We start from the raw sequence: 14,764 nt of genomic DNA, 5'->3' as shown, positions 1-14,764 counted from the left end.
TTATTCCTCTACAGAAGCTGCAGTCGCATGTTCAACATCTGCATGAGCATCAGAAGCAGCAGCTTCATGACCAGCAGTTGCTGAATGGTCAGCACCGTGGTAATTACTCATGTATCTGTTAATCACTGATTCGAACAATTTAGGCTCTACCGAAGAATAATAAGTCACTGGGTGTGGCTTAGTCGGATAAGACTTCATTGCTTCAGCAGCAGCCTTTTCTTCAGGAGTTTGGGCATTCACAACCATTACTTCGATTTGGTGCTTAGAACGGTTGCCGTCACGTAAAGCTGCAAATTCAGCTTGGTCTAAAACAGCTTTTTGAACTGCATTAGGATTTACTGAAGTACCTTTGCCTGCTTTAACTGCTGCTACCCATTCAGCAAACTGAGCATCTGTTACAGAATGTGCACGGAAGCGCATTTGTGAGAAGCCATAACCTGAATAGTTAGAAGAGAAACCGCGGTAGCCTTCGGCTGGGCTAGTTTCGTCTGCCAAGAAGTTCAAGTGAGTCTGCATACCCGCCATTGCATAAATCTGACCAGACAATGCAGGGATAAAGAACGAGTTCATTGTGAAGTTCGAAGTTAAACGAAGAGTAACCGGAGTCTTCTCTGGGAAGCGGATTTCGTTAACAGTCGCAATGTTTTGTTCAGGGTAGATGAAGATCCATTTGAATTGTTCAGCAATAACTTGAACAGTTAAAGGTGCTTTATCAGATTCGACCGGACGGTATGGGTCATACTTGTGGGAACCCCACCAAGTTAACCACGCTAGAATACCAATAATAATGACAGGTATGCCCCATACTACAATTTCAATTGCAGTTGAGTGTGCCCATGTAGGTTTATAGTCTGCATCTTTATTCGATGCGCGATATTTCCATCCAAACCACAATGCCATAATTGCTGATGGAATGACCACCAAAAGCATTAAATAGATCGCAGTCATCATCAGGTTACTTTGACCTTCAGCAACTGGACCTTTTGAGTTTAGAAGTACCATATCACCGCCACACCCAGTCAAGAGTGCAGCCATCGCAGATAAAGACAATACAGCTAAAATTGTTTGTCTCATTTTACAACCTCGGTGAAGAGTCCCATTCCCTAATTTAATATGGGATAGCGATTAAAGTGTCGCATGATTGGAAATGTTTTATTTTTGCTTAGATATTCTAAGCATAGAAAATCCTTCCCAATCATGAGACACCGCTACGTTGTGAGGCATTATGCCTCATATTGTTGAACTAAGCTATATGTAACGGGGCTTTAAATGACTGTTATAAAAACTGATTTTTTTACTCGGAATTAAACTTTCAAGATAATAATTTTATTTGAATATCAATATTCTGGGGAAAAACAGGGATATAAAAAATCCCTGTTTATTATGTGATTATTGTTTGACCACTTTGGTTTTGGCGAGCTTGTCATGCAAAGTTTGGCGTTTTTCGCCAATCGCAAAAACATGGTCAAGGATGGTGATAAAAGGCATAAACAGAAAATTTAAAATAATAAAGATGAAACTGCGTAAAGTGAATGCACGCATCAAGCTTACTTTCTCACCACTTTCTACATCTACAATTTTAATTTTGGTTAATTTCTTGCCAATACTTTGCCCAGATTTCGCCAACATAAATGCCTGAATTCCAAGCATAATAATGATGTAGATAAGCATTGCTTGCCAAGCTTCTGCTGGAATGAGGGTAAATAATTGCTGTTGTAACTGGACTGCTTGAGTTGATGTATCTGCAGATTGCATCTTTTGCTGAATTTCTGATAGCTGGTTAACTTGATCAGGTTTTAGGAAAAAAGATGGAATGGCAGCCGCAGGTAACCAGAGCAATAAATCGATAATTTTGGCTAATACTCTGGTGCTAATGGAAGCAAGCTCATTATTTTGTGCTGCTTTTTTTTCAACATGTATTTTGTTAAAGCTGGAATTCTGAAAAGGGGTTTGCTCAGGGAGAGGTGTAGGAGCTATATAACCTTCAGGTTGATATACAAGTTTACCTTGGGTTAATTCACCTAAAGCTTTCCATTCGGTCATGCCTTGATGCCAAGCCAAATCTGTAAGCAGAACTTGCTGACTAGCGAGCATTTGGTTCAACTGCTCTAAGGTATATGGACCAGCTTGTTGATTATTACGAGCCAAGTAAATTTGCATAAATATTAAATCTCAAAACGTAAATTAGGTTTGTATAGCAAACCCTTAAATTATAGATGAAAAAAAAGACCCAAATGTGAGCGATTAATTTTCAATTGTATTTATGCCATATTTCAAAGGTGTTTAAAATACTCATCTTTAAGCTAGATTTTTAAATCCATTGCTAATAAATTGAAAGGGATTTTAAAACCAAGTGCAACAAGAGTGCAACATGGCAACCTTTCAAAAACGTAATGGGCGTATCACTGCCACTATCCGCATAAAGCCACACAAACCACGTTCAAAAACTTTTGATACTATGCGTGATGCAAAAGCATGGGCCAAAGAAACCGAAGTAGCTTTGATAAATGAAAACCATAAGGTCTATGACCACGTTATCTTAAAAGATGCCTTAGAGGAATATCGTGACACAATTTCAATAAAAAAACGAGGTGCTGATCGTGAGATTAGCCGCATCAACTATATTTTAAAACATACGAAGAGTGATATAGCTTTAGCTAAGGTAGATAAGGAGTTTTTAGTCTCATGGCGTGAGTGGCGTTTAGAGCACGTGTCATCATCAACAGTAAGACGTGATTTTATTTTACTGGCAGGATTTTTCACCTGGTGCGTCGAGACAAAATTATGGCTGGGCAGAAACCCGGTAAAGGATGTTCAGATCCCTAAAGACTCACCACATCGTGAAAGAATTATTCAGCAAGACGAAATCGATACTTTGTTGCCATATTTGAGTGATGACTTAAAAGCTATTTTTTTGCTGGCCATTGAAACTGGAATGCGTCAATCTGAAATTGGCGGTTTAGACTGGAAGCGAATTCATTTAAGCAAAAACTATTTAGTACTAACAATCACCAAGAATGGTCGACCACGTGAAGTACCATTAAGCAAAAGGGCGGTTGAGATTTTAGAATCACTTGGTCCTAAAAAATTAGGTCCAGTATTCAATTATGAATCTATCGAGATAAGCACAGAATTTATGAAGGCTCGAATCGCTGCCGGACTGCTTGGCTTCACATTTCATGACTCAAGACATACAGCAGCAACTCGAATTGCTTTAAAACTCCCCATCCTTGACCTATGCAAGATGTTTGGATGGAGTAATCCAAAGCGTGCAATGACATACTACAATCCCACAGCTAGTGAGATTGCATCGCGGCTTTAACTGATTGAATGGAATACCTGCCCTGAGTATTTTTCAGCTTGGCTTTTTCCTCTAGCTTCTTAAACAGGTATCGAGATAGTCCGGGTATACGCTCACAGAGTTGCTTTACTGTGAGCAATTCATCCTGTTGACCTGCAAGCGCCTGACGGATTGCATTGGATGTCTCTTGACGAATCAAGTCACGCAACTCATCTTCCTGCATTGTTATAATTTTGACTGCTCCCATTAAGAAACCTCCTTACACGCTTCAACATCTGCGATGGCTCCGCGCAGCCTTTCTGTTTCTGGATTTATCCAGCGCAAAATAGACTGGCGTTGCAATTCTTTTTTGGCAGATTCAAGTCCACCCCAACTTGCCACTAGCTCATGACTTTCAACAAGGCGTTTTACTTCAACCACCTCAAACATGTAGCTTTTCCGACCTGCATGAAACTCATTAGAGAAATCTATTTCATCAGCATAAAAAATCACATATTTGTAGCGATTAAACTTAGGCAGTGTTTTTGCAATTAATAATGAATTCCACCCGTGTTTTTTCACAAACTCATTTGCTTTCATGACACCTCCCGCAAACTCTGCAAAACACTAAACGGCAATTTCATATCTACGTTCGACTGTTCATTGCGACTAGTGAAACCAACAAGGCTGTGATAGATAACATTGATACTTTTAGAATTAAGTTCCATCTTTGCACCCTTGCCACTGATAACATAAGGTGCCAATGCTTCAGTTAGATCATTAGCGATTTCAACCATTTCTTCATTAGTCATTGGCTGGCTCCTCTACAACAGTGAGTCTTAACTTTTTGCCGTCAACTTCAAAAAGAATATCGTTTTTTGATTTGTATAGATAAATACCAACAGCAGAAACAGCAGAGTCAGTAACATCCTCTTTATTTCCAACCATCATGCCTTTTTCAACATTTACGCGGCTTGCGTAAATCACGTTTGTCAAAAGAGAGCAAACAACTTTCATTGGATTCTTAGTCATTGGCTGGCTCCTCAAACTTAAACTTAGGCAAAGGAATTGGCTGATTAGCATGAAATGCATCAATCATTTCTTGGGTAACGGTAATTTCCTCATCATGGTCAATTTCCCAAAAAGTGACATTCAAATACTTTTCAGCCCAAGCATTTAAAAAGCTATTTAGTTCAGCTTTTGCTTCGTCACTAACATTATCTGAGCCTGTGTTACCGTCAGAAAAATCACCTGGATAATTATCATCAATGCGAAGGTCGTAATTTTCTAAAACCTCATCGGCATCCATGATGAATTGCGCAGGTTGTGGTTCACGCTTAATACCAGTAAGAAAGGTATTCCCAACCTCTAATACATCGTCATCTTCCATATCCTGTAGAGCTTCAGCAGGATTTTCGTAATCAGACCAGTTATCTTCACCACGATAGCTAAAAACACGATTAGTCATTGGCTGGCTCCTGTGCTTCAATCACGATCTTGTAGTTTTCTTGGAATTCTCTAGCTTTATTTTTGCACCATCTCAATCGAATTTGTTCCCGGTGTGTGGCTGTCGATCCTCTGTGCTCATAATCAAACATGCTTTGAATATTATTAAAGGCATCACTTGCTAATTCATCTGCCAGTTCATCGCTCAGCTCTTTAGGCACCAAAACAAAATCGCCACTCACCAATTTTTTAACCTGGTCTATGTCCAACGATGGGGCTTTTTTAGCATTTTGTGTATATTTAAAGTGACGTTGAGCAGCAGCAATCACGGTTGACCACTTAACACCTTTTTGGAATGTACCAGCTCCAACACATGCAGGAGCATCAAGAACTTGTTCATGCACCGCTTGGGCTTTGGCTTCCTTCGCCAAGCAAATCAAACAAGGCTCTTCATCTGGATACTGACTGTTAAAAATACCAGTAGGTGATTCGCATTTTTTTAAGTGCTCATCACAAAGCAGTAGCTTAACTTTCTGATCAGCTTGGGCTTTGGCTGCTTGCCATGCCTTCCATGCCGTATTGTATTTTACGCCATCAAGCCAACCTTTCGGCTTCTCCCTATACCACTTATCAAACGCTTCTCTTTCTTTATCCATCACGCCACCTCAACTTTTAAAACGTACTTTTGACCACCACTGGTGAACTCGATTGATTCACCTTTATCTAGCAAGTAATGCCCAATCGCTTCCAGATTTTTAGCACTCAATCCTGTTTTAGCTCTTGCTCTGCGACGGTCGCACTCAAGACAGATATTGGATTTCACAGATCGCTCGGAAGTACCACACGATCTGCATGGGGCAACTGGCTTATAGCTTTTTAAACCTTGCTTTTCAGCACGTGTACGCAAAATGTGATTCTGGTGACTGTTGGGACGCTCAGCACTTTGCAAAACAGTATCCGCATTGCAGTAATTAAACTCAGCTTTATTAGTATTTACAGCCGACTTAATCTGACCACCATTCGCTACAAATTTTGCAACCGCTTCCGAGTAGTCCGGTTTGATTTGAGTTCCAATCATGCTGCTTTACCTCGTAGTGCTTTTTCGAGGTATGGATCTAAGTCATCTTGTCGCAGCAACCATGAGATATAACCAGGATCAAGGTCTTTAATTAAAGTGCCTTTGTACTTTCCAAAATTGATGCGTTTCGGAATTCGTGCAGTCTCAGACATTAAGTAGAGCGAGTGCATATCCTTGATTGCCAGCTTTTCAACAATCGCTCGAAGTATTACGCCAGTGAAGTAGATATCAGCTCTGGCATTATGGGCATTACGTAAATGCTTTTTAGCCGACCGTTTATCCTCCATGACGAAGTAATACAGTGCACCAAGCGTATGGGTTTCCAGTTCATCCCAGATCATGCGAGCAAGTGCCAGGGTACAAATCCCTTTTACCTTGAAATCAGGTTGGCATTTTTGAACAGCTTCAATGTCGTAATTGATGTTATGGCCAATCAAATATTCAACACCTTCAGGCATGCGGAAAGTGTCGTAAGATGGCTTTTCTGCAATATCTGATTCAAGAATATGATGTACTGCCATTGCACCAAGAGATATCGGTTCAGGGCATGAAAAATACTCATCAAAAACTTGATCCTGGTTAATCGCCAATACCCCTTGCGCAAAAGCGCAAGGTGCAAAAGCGATTTCAATTGGATAGCCATTCAGTGTGTGAGTTTCAGTATCCAAAATCAGTGCTTTAGGTTGATTCATTGGTCACCCCTCAATAAGGAATATCATCAAGATAAGAAGGAGCATCTAAGACAGGCGGTACATCATTGTTGTATCCACCTTGATCATAGCCACCCTGATTAAAGCCGCCATTCTGGCCATATCCACCGCCATAACCATTGTTTTGGTTTTGCTGGAATCCACCATTATTGTTTTTAGGTTTGCGTGTGGTAACCGGGTTTGCCATCAGTGATGCAAGTGATTTTGGAAGCGCTTCCGGTGATGTTTTGCGATCAAGAATTTCCTTGGCCATGAGTTCACTTTGAGAATGGAAACAAGAGAAGAAATTCATCTGGAATTTCCAGTCACCGCTGTCATTTTGGTAGTTTTCACGCTGAAGTAATAAACCGACGCGCTTGCCAGCAACCTCAGGCGCAACCACACAGTTTTTCATAACGCGCTCTTTAAGATCGAAGTCATACTTCTCAAGCTGCGAATTCGTCGGTGTCAGGCCGCGAACGCCAAGACAAGCAAGCAGAGCATTGATTTTATGAACACCACCCAATGGAGTTCCGTCTTTCTTTTCGGTCCAGATGGTGAATGAAGCAGACTCTTTGTGGTCTGTTTCAAATTCAATTTCAAAACCGGTTGTGCCAGATTTAGCAGTGGTGAATTCCATGCTTTTGATAACACCAACATACTTTCCAGCTTCTTCGATACGGTTGCTGCTATCAGCTTGTTTTGCAGATTCAGCGTTAAAGCCAAATTGTTTGTATTGTTGAGTCATGATGATTTCTCCGAGAAATTAAATTAAGAATTTTGAACAGCTTGTTGTTGCTGTTGGTTGTTTTGTGTTTTTGGCATAGGCAAGCCGTAGAATTCACAAATCGCCTGATCAACAAGGTTTAAGTCATTTTCGACATGATCTGACGTGAACATGTCCATAGGCGACTTAACAGTTGTGTTGCCGTTGTTCTTGGTAATGAATAGGTTCTGGTCATTGATGACCGCTGTTTGCAGGCAAATAGTGACCATACCTTCCAGTGTGATTTTTTCATCAAGCATTTTGCCGATGGTTTTAATCTTGGTTTTGCCTTGCTGGTCTTCTTCCGTGTGGCTAAGGATGTAGACGCGCTTTTGAGGGTGTGCATTATTCGCTTCAGTAATAATGCTCCAGGCGTTAAAGCCAATTTCCGTGAACTTATCGAAGCCACGTTCTGTACTGCGACGCATGAATTCATTCGCCATCACATACTGAAAGTCATCAATAACGATGATTGGGCGACGAGTCATTCGGATGTGGTGAATGATTTCTTGCGGATTATCAGACACCAGGATTGAACCGTTTGGTTCGTCAGCAGTAATGTACTTCCAGTTAGCAGAGCGAAACGGCAAAGGCTTTCTGATCGACTGGATCAGTAACACGCGACGCGGGTTAAGATTGCGAAGACTGGTTGATTTTCCAGATCCCGATTGTCCTAATATAAAAATAGATGTACTCATTATTCATTCCTCAATATTCAGTATTCATTTGGTGTGCCCATGAAGGGCATCTTGTTGTTAACGTGCGCCAACCCAGCCCATGCGTTTTTTGTACGCACGACGTTCATGTAATGGAATATGTGTACTTTGCAAACCGATTGCTAAGGCTTTACGACGTTGAAAAGTACGTTCACGTTCGAAGTTTTCACGAATCCATGGTTTAGAAACCAATTCTTCAAGGGTTACTTTCACAAGACCTTTGGCGGTTTCTTTGTAAATATCTTTGCCTTTCTCGACATAGATTGCAGCGAACTTAGTACCTAGACGAAGGCGCATATTGCCTTGTTCATCTTGACCAAGGTATTCAGCGAATTTTTGATTAGAAGTAGTCATTAGCGAGTTCCTCCATTAGCGGAAAACTGCAACTGGTGTTTAAGAGCAGCTTGTTCTTGACGATCTACCTCGTTTGAACAACTACGGACTGTTACTACTGTTGATGCAGCAGTACCAACGATTAGAGAAACCGCCATTACTTCTTTGAAAATTGCTTTAGCTTTAGCACCGAAAGTAGGACGCATTTCAGAAGCGGTCGGATGCTGAAACAAAACAGAAGTCGTTTGACTTTTGTTAGTGTCAAACTCAGGGGTTTGACTATGGGATGGGATTTGATTCATACTTACCTCGCTAGTTAGCAAAAGCACATTTGATTCTCAGGTCGGTGTGCTTTTTGTTTGTTTACGAGATTTAGTTTACCAAAGGAAACTTTATTGTCAATGAAAAAGTTTATTAAAAGAAACTTATTTTTATATTGGGAAACTTTTATGCTTTAATAGACAAAAGAAAACCCATCACTAGGAGGGAGATGAATTAAAAAAACAGATTTTAATATTTGATTTTATTTAAAAAATGATAAAAAATTGATTATTTTTTGAATGATTGATTTGTCATGGTACTTTTTTTAACAATAGCTTTAATTGCATTGGGGGGTGTGGTTTATTATTTTTTTATAAAAAATAAAGAACTGCTGGTCAAAGAAGTTGAATTAATTGAAAAAAACAAAAAATTATCAATTGCTATTACTAAAAATGAAGCACAAGTTAGTAGTGATTACAGACAGATAACAGGTCTCTTGAATCAAAAAGAAAATTTAGAAAAGCGCCTGGCAGAATTGGAGAAGTACCAAGATATTGTTGATATTAAAAATTATATTAAGACTGAAAAAGAAAAATGTGACGTTGATATTACTGAGGCAAAAAATGCATGGGAAGTAGAAAAAGAATCTAAATTAGAATCTTATGAAGCATATAAGAAAATGACAGTTGCAGAGGCTGAATCATTTAAACGTGAGATAAAAATCAAGATTAAATCTGTGGAAGTCTTCTTACAAGATTTTTCTGAAAAGGCAACAACTGAAGTTGAAAATCAAGCGCAAAAACTACTTGGAGAATACTACGATCTAGCACAACGGAAACTCGAGTTAAGCAAGATTAATAAAGCACTTGAGAATAAAATTCAGGGTTATAGTGATGAATATTTATTACCCAACCAAGCAATACTGGAAGATTTAATAGAAGGTTATGAGTATCTTGATGCCGCACAAAGATTAAAAACAATTAAATTTGAGATCAAAACAGCCATCAAGCAAGGTGTTGTTGCTGAGTGTGATTATGTTGAGGATGTAAGGAAGACAACAGCTATTGCTTTCATAACTAACGCATTTAATAGCAAGGCTGACGTTCATGTATCAAGATTAAGGCATGATAATGTTGGTAAGTTAACAGAAGCACTCAAAGAAGATTACTTGCTTCTTAATAATTATGGCGTGGCTTTTAGAAATGCCAGAATCAATCCTTCTTATTTAGCACTAAGAATTGAAGAGCTTAAGTGGGCTGCATTGGTTTTAGAGTTTAAAGAAAGAGAGCGTGAAGAACAAAGAGAGATTCGTGAACAAATCCGCGAAGAGGAAAAGGCAAGAAAAGAGTATGAGCGAGCCATAAAAGAAGCAAGCAAAGAAGAAGACTTTTTGAAAAAAGCATATGAAAAAGCTAGAAAAGAATTTGAGCAAGCTTCAGATGATCAAAAATCAAAATATGATCAAAAAATGAATGATTTAATGTTAAAGCTTAAAGAGGCTGAAGATAAGAATCAGCGAGCTATATCTATGGCACAACAGACACGAGCTGGTCATGTATATGTAATCTCAAATATAGGATCATTTGGTGAGGATGTACTAAAGCTTGGCATGACAAGACGATTAGAACCATTGGATCGTGTTCGTGAATTAGGTGATGCTTCTGTACCATTTACATTTGATGTTCATGCGATGATTTATAGTGATGATGCGCCTGCGCTAGAGAAAAAACTTCACCATCACTTTAATCATGAACGGGTTAATAAAGTTAATTATCGGAAAGAGTTTTTCAAGACACCATTAGCAGGTGTTAAGAACTACCTGGAAGAATTAGGAATACAAGCAAAATTCACTTTAAAAGCTGAAGCTTTACAATATAGAGAATCTTTAAAAATTGAACTTATGCCAGATGAGGAACAACTGGAATTGGAAGATGCTATTGAAAAAATGGAGTTAAAGCAGAAAGATTATGCTTTAGCTGAAGATTAATCTAAACGACCTACAAATTGCAGGCCTTTTCAAAGGTAAACCCATCACAGGGATGGGTTTTCTTTTAAATATTCTTTATTTTTTGCTGATGAATACTACTGTTGCAATGATTGCTGTGACATTAACTACTAACAAGGAGATGAGTGTGATCATAATTTAAGGTAAATACGGCACAAGGTTAAATTATAGTTGGTGAGGTTATTTTATATACACCTTTATTGTTTATTTTATATAAAAGAAAACCCACGCAAAGTGGGTGAGATAGGCTTACTTAGTTATTACAGGTCTTGTCTTTACATTAGACCTTGAGCAAAGAATAGCAGGGTAGTGTTTCAGAAATAAGAAACCCACCGAAGTGGGCGTGTGCGACCAAATACTATCCGTAGTATTTGAATGTTAAGATAGGCTTAATATATTACTGCTTTGTTTAATTCTGTTTGATAACTGAACGTATAGAATTTTTAATTTCACTTTTTCTTATTGTAAAATATTACCAGTAAGACTGCGACTATGATTAATACCCAACTATTACGTATTTTTCCATGGTTTCACCTGGAAGCAATTGGTTGCCTTAATTCGAGCATTTAATCTCAAAACTATCTTTATAGTAATCCAGAGCCGATTCCAAATCAGACAGTAATTCAGCTTCAGTGTATTCACCTGGTGATAGCCTCATTAGCGATGGCATGTAATTCTTTTTGTACTCAGTAGGGTAGTCCACACATAGGATCTGAATACGAGCCTCTGGTGTAGTGTTGGGATCGTCGAGTTGATCTAGGTATTTATTAATCCGTTTGTCAGATTTTTCAAACTGGGCATTTGCTATTGAAGAGTCTGTTTCATCTGAATCGGATACTTCAGCTACTTTTGATTGGTTATCGCAGCCAGTAAGAATGATAAGAAATAGGGTGGTTGTGAGAATTTTTGTTTTCATGGTTAAAGTTTTATTGTTATTTGATCAGGAATTATAAAGGAAAATTAATAAAAGAAAACCCACCGCTGGGGTGGGTTGAGTGGATCATTTTAGTAAAACTATTAGAGTTCTAGTTTTTCTTGCTCATTGCTTTTCATAGGCTTATGTTCAATAACCTTAATAATTTCGTACTCTGATTTTAATTTATTATGAGCAATGGTTTGAATAACTTTTAGCTTCACTTTCAAAATATCACCTTTACCAAATCTCAACTCCCCAGTATCAACTCTAGAAATAAACTCCTCATCAGAAATACTGGCATTAAAAAAGAATTTCCCATTACTAAATTTCCATTTATTCTTTTCCTTAAATGAAACAGATTCAATTTGGACATATGTTTCAGAAATATCAGAGTTCAAATCCTCCTCAAATTCCTGATATTTAAAAAATTCAACTTCACTTTTATCAATTAAAAGCTCTACATTCTTATCATCTGCATCCTTAACAACATAGAGAGTATCAATGCCATCTTTCGATAATGGCTCCAGCATTTTATTTAAGTCAGACGCTATGGATTTATTACGATACAAGCGGAGTACATGTTTATCGACTAATTCAAATTCAGTTTCAGAATAATAAACGCGAACACCCTCAGTTTCTTCCTCAACCTTAACGGGTGGCTTGCCTTTTAATTTCTGATATAACTGAATTAATCCAGACCTTGGTCCTTTAAACATTCCAAGTAACGCCAGGATTCCACCAGCATTCGCAAAAGCGGTAACAGTCGGCCCGGTTAAAATATCTCGAATCTGATCATACCAAGACAAAATTTCATGAAACTCAATACCAAAACTACCAGCTTTAAAGTTGGCTTTAACTTTTAGCTCAATTTTAAGTTTTTCACCGTTAATTTCTTGATTTGCATGAATAAGAAGATCATTAATAGCCATCATAGCAGGCGCAAGGTCGCGCACATCCATTAGATGCTCATCTAAAGCCTTGCCATCATAAACTACGTGGAATTTCTCACTCATATCATCATCATTCACATCGGTATTGGTTATGGTCATAGTCTATCAATCAATATTTATAGTTTCATTATGAGTTTGACAATAATTGTCGCTCTAATTCTCCACCCGATCTGTTCTAAAGGACTGCGTCGGGTTCGCAGTTTCAATTACCCAAAAAGCTGAATTCTCCTCAAACCATCATTAAATTGAAGGTGGTTTTTATAAAACTTGTCTTTGTCGTCAGCGTTAATAAAATCATCAAAAGTTTCTTGAACTACAGTTTGGTATAAAAACTTTTGACCTGTCTTAAGTACCACTGTCAGTAGATGATGCTCGTAAAGCACATGGCTGATCTTGCGGGAATTTATTTCAATTGTTTGCATTCATAACACCACAACATCCAGATCACTGGTGACTTGCTTTTTAAACATCCCTATATAACCTAAACAAACTCAAGTCGCTTCGGGTTCACAGTTTTATCTATCCAGCCAACAAAAATTGATTTGGGGGTTTATAACTCAGAATACTTTTCTAAAAATTCATCTATCCATCCTTGTGCCACTTCAAGATTGGTTATGTCCGTCAGCTTTAAATTAGTACCTTCTGCTTCGTTAAAGCCCTCAATAATAGCTTCAAAGATATTTGCTTCACCAATGACCTCGCGCGCCATTTCCGCAGCGTCATAGCTTTGCTTGGCTTTTTTAAGCGAGGCTATTTGCTTATCAATCCCTGCGCCAATTTTACCTAATGCCAATTTAAATTCTTGACGATTAATCGTTAGCGCAGTTTTGGATTTATTAAGTGTTGCAATCATTATGTTTTCCTTCTGCGAGTATTCTCATCCAGCTCGCCAAAATTGACGACCCATAACTTTAAAATTTAAGCCGTTTTGCTCTGATACTTCACGATCTCTATATTTTAAATTTAAGCTATGCAGGGTGAGCTTTCCTCCTTCCTCCTTGAATATCTGCTTAATCATTCCTTCACCCTCAAAATAAACAGCATAAATTCCACCATCTACAATTTCAGTTTTAGAAATATCAATACCCACTAGATCGCCATCATGAATAAAGTCAGTCATGCTATCACCCTTGGCTTTAATGATTCTCATGCAGCTTGGATCAACATGCTTCCTCTGAAAGAATGACGGTGTAAATGGGAATTTCCCGTTAATAACATCAAAATGAAATTCTACAGATTCACCAACACCACAAGAAAAATTAGCTTCCACGACATCAATCCAAATAAACCCATTCTCTGTTTCATAATCAATAACAGTTGGCTTATGTGCTTCATCAACATCAAATGAAACATCACCTTTGCTAGTCAAATTATGCTTATTCATAAATTCTTGCATATTGAAATTATTGAAGAGTTTTTCTTCTTCACCTGTAAGCAACCAGTTCTGAGATGTTTTTAATACAGCTGCTAATGCCGGCAAGAATTCTGCCTTAGGTGTATTTGTTCCAGCCACCCATTTGGATACAGCCCCTTTTGTGGCCCCTGTTGCTTCAATTATTGCAGTTTGTCGAAGACCAAGCTCTTTCATTCTTTGAATTATACGGTCGCTAATAGTGGTCATACAAAATCCCTCATTTCTTGTTTCCTATAGTAAACAAGCACCTTGATATATGAATAAACTTATGGTTTACTAATGGAAACTATTAGTTTATAAAGGTAAACCATGACTGTAGACGAGCTAAAACTTCATTACGGAGTTAAAACCGATTCTGAGCTCGCTCAGAAGGTCGGATATACCAAGGGTGCTGTTAGTAAATGGCGAAGCAAGGGTATATCCCTAGAAACCCAAGCTTTATTGCAATTAAAAACAAAAGGGAAGGTTAAGGCCAATCTACAGGCTTTAACTGCATAGGTGAATTTATGAGTCTTGAAAAGAAATCTACACATGTTCGTTTGTCTCCGGAAATCCATGAGCGAGCTAAAACACTTGCTGAAATTAAGGGTAAAGACCTTGCTCAATACCTAGCGTTTCTCCTTGAAAAAGAAATCGTAGGTGAGTGGCATGTACTTAATTTACAAGCAAAATCCTTTGAGCGCTTGGGATTGAGAGCTTTAGTGCGGGATATATCTACTGAGGTGAGCTTTCCAGAGGGATCGGAAGGGATTAACGCAAATTTAGGCAAAGAAAAAGCCTGACGGTCAAGGTCAGGCTTTTAACAATTCAAACTATGAAGGGAATGAATATGAAATCAAATTTACCACAACACCCATGCACGAACAAGTGCACGAATTTTAAAGACGAGCAGTGCGGGCATTGCCTGATT

The 14,764-nt window shown here is 38.4% G+C and carries 22 protein-coding genes; 3 read left to right on the top strand and 19 right to left on the bottom strand.

The features are described 5' to 3' along the window. Together cyoA and HLH18_RS05120 are read right to left on the bottom strand one after the other, a co-directional pair. Positions 1–1,074: a ubiquinol oxidase subunit II gene (gene cyoA, locus HLH18_RS05125; protein ID WP_171546014.1), complete on the bottom strand. Its 1,074-nt coding sequence runs from the start codon at positions 1,072–1,074 to the stop codon at positions 1–3. Between the two features lie 315 nt (positions 1,075–1,389). After that, a complete protein-coding gene (locus HLH18_RS05120; protein WP_171546013.1) occupies positions 1,390–2,160 on the bottom strand; it encodes an RDD family protein in 771 nt (256 codons plus the stop codon). A 211-nt stretch (positions 2,161–2,371) separates the two neighbouring features. On the opposite strand from HLH18_RS05120, the gene HLH18_RS05115 reads away from it, so the two are divergent. Beyond that, on the top strand, positions 2,372–3,322 hold the full coding sequence (locus HLH18_RS05115) for a tyrosine-type recombinase/integrase (RefSeq protein ID WP_171546012.1): 951 nt from the start codon (positions 2,372–2,374) through the stop codon (positions 3,320–3,322). On the opposite strand, the gene HLH18_RS05110 is transcribed toward HLH18_RS05115, so the two are convergent. The 12 genes from HLH18_RS05110 to HLH18_RS05055 all read right to left on the bottom strand — a co-directional run bounded on the left by HLH18_RS05110 (position 3,297) and on the right by HLH18_RS05055 (position 8,610). Then, a complete protein-coding gene (locus HLH18_RS05110) occupies positions 3,297–3,548 on the bottom strand; it encodes a hypothetical protein (protein ID WP_171546011.1) in 252 nt (83 codons plus the stop codon). The two genes, HLH18_RS05115 and HLH18_RS05110, sit on opposite strands and share 26 nt — an antisense overlap. After that, entirely contained in the window at positions 3,548–3,880 is a 333-nt protein-coding gene (locus tag HLH18_RS05105; protein WP_171546010.1) for a hypothetical protein, read from the bottom strand. The genes HLH18_RS05110 and HLH18_RS05105 overlap by 1 nt, the downstream gene beginning before the upstream one ends. Next, entirely contained in the window at positions 3,877–4,092 is a 216-nt protein-coding gene (locus tag HLH18_RS05100) for a hypothetical protein (protein ID WP_171546009.1), read from the bottom strand. Before HLH18_RS05100 ends, HLH18_RS05105 begins: the two co-directional genes overlap by 4 nt. Further along, complete coding sequence (locus HLH18_RS05095) at positions 4,085–4,312, bottom strand: DUF7446 family protein (RefSeq protein ID WP_171546008.1); 228 nt, start codon at positions 4,310–4,312, stop codon at positions 4,085–4,087. The genes HLH18_RS05100 and HLH18_RS05095 overlap by 8 nt, the downstream gene beginning before the upstream one ends. Then, positions 4,305–4,748 (bottom strand): hypothetical protein, encoded by a 444-nt coding sequence (locus HLH18_RS05090; protein WP_171546007.1) that lies wholly within the window; start codon positions 4,746–4,748, stop codon positions 4,305–4,307. The genes HLH18_RS05095 and HLH18_RS05090 overlap by 8 nt, the downstream gene beginning before the upstream one ends. After that, positions 4,741–5,382, bottom strand: a complete 642-nt coding sequence (locus HLH18_RS05085; protein ID WP_171545967.1) for a hypothetical protein — start codon at positions 5,380–5,382, stop codon at positions 4,741–4,743. Before HLH18_RS05085 ends, HLH18_RS05090 begins: the two co-directional genes overlap by 8 nt. Then, on the bottom strand, positions 5,382–5,804 hold the full coding sequence (locus tag HLH18_RS05080; RefSeq protein WP_171546006.1) for a hypothetical protein: 423 nt from the start codon (positions 5,802–5,804) through the stop codon (positions 5,382–5,384). The genes HLH18_RS05085 and HLH18_RS05080 overlap by 1 nt, the downstream gene beginning before the upstream one ends. After that, entirely contained in the window at positions 5,801–6,496 is a 696-nt protein-coding gene (locus HLH18_RS05075) for a 3'-5' exonuclease (protein ID WP_171546005.1), read from the bottom strand. Before HLH18_RS05075 ends, HLH18_RS05080 begins: the two co-directional genes overlap by 4 nt. A 10-nt stretch (positions 6,497–6,506) precedes the next feature. Further along, entirely contained in the window at positions 6,507–7,241 is a 735-nt protein-coding gene (locus tag HLH18_RS05070) for a hypothetical protein (protein ID WP_171546004.1), read from the bottom strand. A 23-nt stretch (positions 7,242–7,264) separates the two neighbouring features. Then, positions 7,265–7,849: an ATP-binding protein gene (locus tag HLH18_RS05065; RefSeq protein ID WP_250852375.1), complete on the bottom strand. Its 585-nt coding sequence runs from the start codon at positions 7,847–7,849 to the stop codon at positions 7,265–7,267. Positions 7,850–8,014: 165 nt separating this feature from the next. Next, positions 8,015–8,329 carry a hypothetical protein gene (locus HLH18_RS05060; protein WP_171546002.1) on the bottom strand — a complete coding sequence of 105 codons (315 nt, stop codon included), beginning with the start codon at positions 8,327–8,329 and terminating at the stop codon, positions 8,015–8,017. Further along, positions 8,329–8,610 carry a hypothetical protein gene (locus tag HLH18_RS05055; protein ID WP_171546001.1) on the bottom strand — a complete coding sequence of 94 codons (282 nt, stop codon included), beginning with the start codon at positions 8,608–8,610 and terminating at the stop codon, positions 8,329–8,331. The genes HLH18_RS05060 and HLH18_RS05055 overlap by 1 nt, the downstream gene beginning before the upstream one ends. 272 nt (positions 8,611–8,882) lie before the next feature. Between HLH18_RS05055 and HLH18_RS05050 the strand changes: the two genes are divergently transcribed. Beyond that, a complete protein-coding gene (locus tag HLH18_RS05050) occupies positions 8,883–10,556 on the top strand; it encodes an SNIPE associated domain-containing protein (RefSeq protein ID WP_171546000.1) in 1,674 nt (557 codons plus the stop codon). A 571-nt stretch (positions 10,557–11,127) separates the two neighbouring features. On the opposite strand, the gene HLH18_RS05045 is transcribed toward HLH18_RS05050, so the two are convergent. From HLH18_RS05045 to HLH18_RS05025, 5 genes are all read right to left on the bottom strand, one after another. Continuing rightward, the gene (locus tag HLH18_RS05045; RefSeq protein ID WP_171545999.1) at positions 11,128–11,490 is read right to left on the bottom strand and encodes a hypothetical protein; all 363 of its coding nucleotides are present in this window, start codon (positions 11,488–11,490) and stop codon (positions 11,128–11,130) included. A gap of 101 nt (positions 11,491–11,591) precedes the next feature. Further along, entirely contained in the window at positions 11,592–12,539 is a 948-nt protein-coding gene (locus HLH18_RS05040; RefSeq protein ID WP_171545998.1) for an LAPAL motif-containing putative phage structural protein, read from the bottom strand. A gap of 107 nt (positions 12,540–12,646) precedes the next feature. Next, positions 12,647–12,862, bottom strand: coding sequence for a KTSC domain-containing protein (locus HLH18_RS05035; RefSeq protein WP_171545997.1), 216 nt, complete (start codon positions 12,860–12,862; stop codon positions 12,647–12,649). Between the two features lie 128 nt (positions 12,863–12,990). Continuing rightward, entirely contained in the window at positions 12,991–13,293 is a 303-nt protein-coding gene (locus tag HLH18_RS05030) for a hypothetical protein (protein WP_171545996.1), read from the bottom strand. Between the two features lie 24 nt (positions 13,294–13,317). Next, positions 13,318–14,061 carry a S24 family peptidase gene (locus HLH18_RS05025; RefSeq protein ID WP_131289012.1) on the bottom strand — a complete coding sequence of 248 codons (744 nt, stop codon included), beginning with the start codon at positions 14,059–14,061 and terminating at the stop codon, positions 13,318–13,320. A gap of 299 nt (positions 14,062–14,360) precedes the next feature. Here HLH18_RS05025 and HLH18_RS05020 point away from each other — a divergent pair, with 299 nt between their 5' ends. Beyond that, the gene (locus HLH18_RS05020; protein ID WP_131289008.1) at positions 14,361–14,636 is read left to right on the top strand and encodes a hypothetical protein; all 276 of its coding nucleotides are present in this window, start codon (positions 14,361–14,363) and stop codon (positions 14,634–14,636) included. Positions 14,637–14,764 lie beyond the last annotated feature (128 nt).

It is taken from the genome of Acinetobacter sp. ANC 5414 (genome assembly GCF_013004295.1).
Lineage (GTDB): Bacteria > Pseudomonadota > Gammaproteobacteria > Pseudomonadales > Moraxellaceae > Acinetobacter.
Note: the sequence above shows the minus strand (reverse complement) of the source record. Positions and strands in the feature narration are given on the sequence as shown.

Coding starts and splice junctions, on each gene's coding strand:
- cyoA (WP_171546014.1), bottom strand. CDS start 1,074: ATGAGACAAACAATTTTAGCTGTATTGTCTTTATCTGCGATGGCTGCA.
- HLH18_RS05120 (WP_171546013.1), bottom strand. CDS start 2,160: ATGCAAATTTACTTGGCTCGTAATAATCAACAAGCTGGTCCATATACC.
- HLH18_RS05115 (WP_171546012.1), top strand. CDS start 2,372: ATGGCAACCTTTCAAAAACGTAATGGGCGTATCACTGCCACTATCCGC.
- HLH18_RS05110 (WP_171546011.1), bottom strand. CDS start 3,548: ATGGGAGCAGTCAAAATTATAACAATGCAGGAAGATGAGTTGCGTGAC.
- HLH18_RS05105 (WP_171546010.1), bottom strand. CDS start 3,880: ATGAAAGCAAATGAGTTTGTGAAAAAACACGGGTGGAATTCATTATTA.
- HLH18_RS05100 (WP_171546009.1), bottom strand. CDS start 4,092: ATGACTAATGAAGAAATGGTTGAAATCGCTAATGATCTAACTGAAGCA.
- HLH18_RS05095 (WP_171546008.1), bottom strand. CDS start 4,312: ATGACTAAGAATCCAATGAAAGTTGTTTGCTCTCTTTTGACAAACGTG.
- HLH18_RS05090 (WP_171546007.1), bottom strand. CDS start 4,748: ATGACTAATCGTGTTTTTAGCTATCGTGGTGAAGATAACTGGTCTGAT.
- HLH18_RS05085 (WP_171545967.1), bottom strand. CDS start 5,382: ATGGATAAAGAAAGAGAAGCGTTTGATAAGTGGTATAGGGAGAAGCCG.
- HLH18_RS05080 (WP_171546006.1), bottom strand. CDS start 5,804: ATGATTGGAACTCAAATCAAACCGGACTACTCGGAAGCGGTTGCAAAA.
- HLH18_RS05075 (WP_171546005.1), bottom strand. CDS start 6,496: ATGAATCAACCTAAAGCACTGATTTTGGATACTGAAACTCACACACTG.
- HLH18_RS05070 (WP_171546004.1), bottom strand. CDS start 7,241: ATGACTCAACAATACAAACAATTTGGCTTTAACGCTGAATCTGCAAAA.
- HLH18_RS05060 (WP_171546002.1), bottom strand. CDS start 8,329: ATGACTACTTCTAATCAAAAATTCGCTGAATACCTTGGTCAAGATGAA.
- HLH18_RS05055 (WP_171546001.1), bottom strand. CDS start 8,610: ATGAATCAAATCCCATCCCATAGTCAAACCCCTGAGTTTGACACTAAC.
- HLH18_RS05050 (WP_171546000.1), top strand. CDS start 8,883: ATGGTACTTTTTTTAACAATAGCTTTAATTGCATTGGGGGGTGTGGTT.
- HLH18_RS05045 (WP_171545999.1), bottom strand. CDS start 11,490: ATGAAAACAAAAATTCTCACAACCACCCTATTTCTTATCATTCTTACT.
- HLH18_RS05040 (WP_171545998.1), bottom strand. CDS start 12,539: ATGACCATAACCAATACCGATGTGAATGATGATGATATGAGTGAGAAA.
- HLH18_RS05035 (WP_171545997.1), bottom strand. CDS start 12,862: ATGCAAACAATTGAAATAAATTCCCGCAAGATCAGCCATGTGCTTTAC.
- HLH18_RS05030 (WP_171545996.1), bottom strand. CDS start 13,293: ATGATTGCAACACTTAATAAATCCAAAACTGCGCTAACGATTAATCGT.
- HLH18_RS05025 (WP_131289012.1), bottom strand. CDS start 14,061: ATGACCACTATTAGCGACCGTATAATTCAAAGAATGAAAGAGCTTGGT.
- HLH18_RS05020 (WP_131289008.1), top strand. CDS start 14,361: ATGAGTCTTGAAAAGAAATCTACACATGTTCGTTTGTCTCCGGAAATC.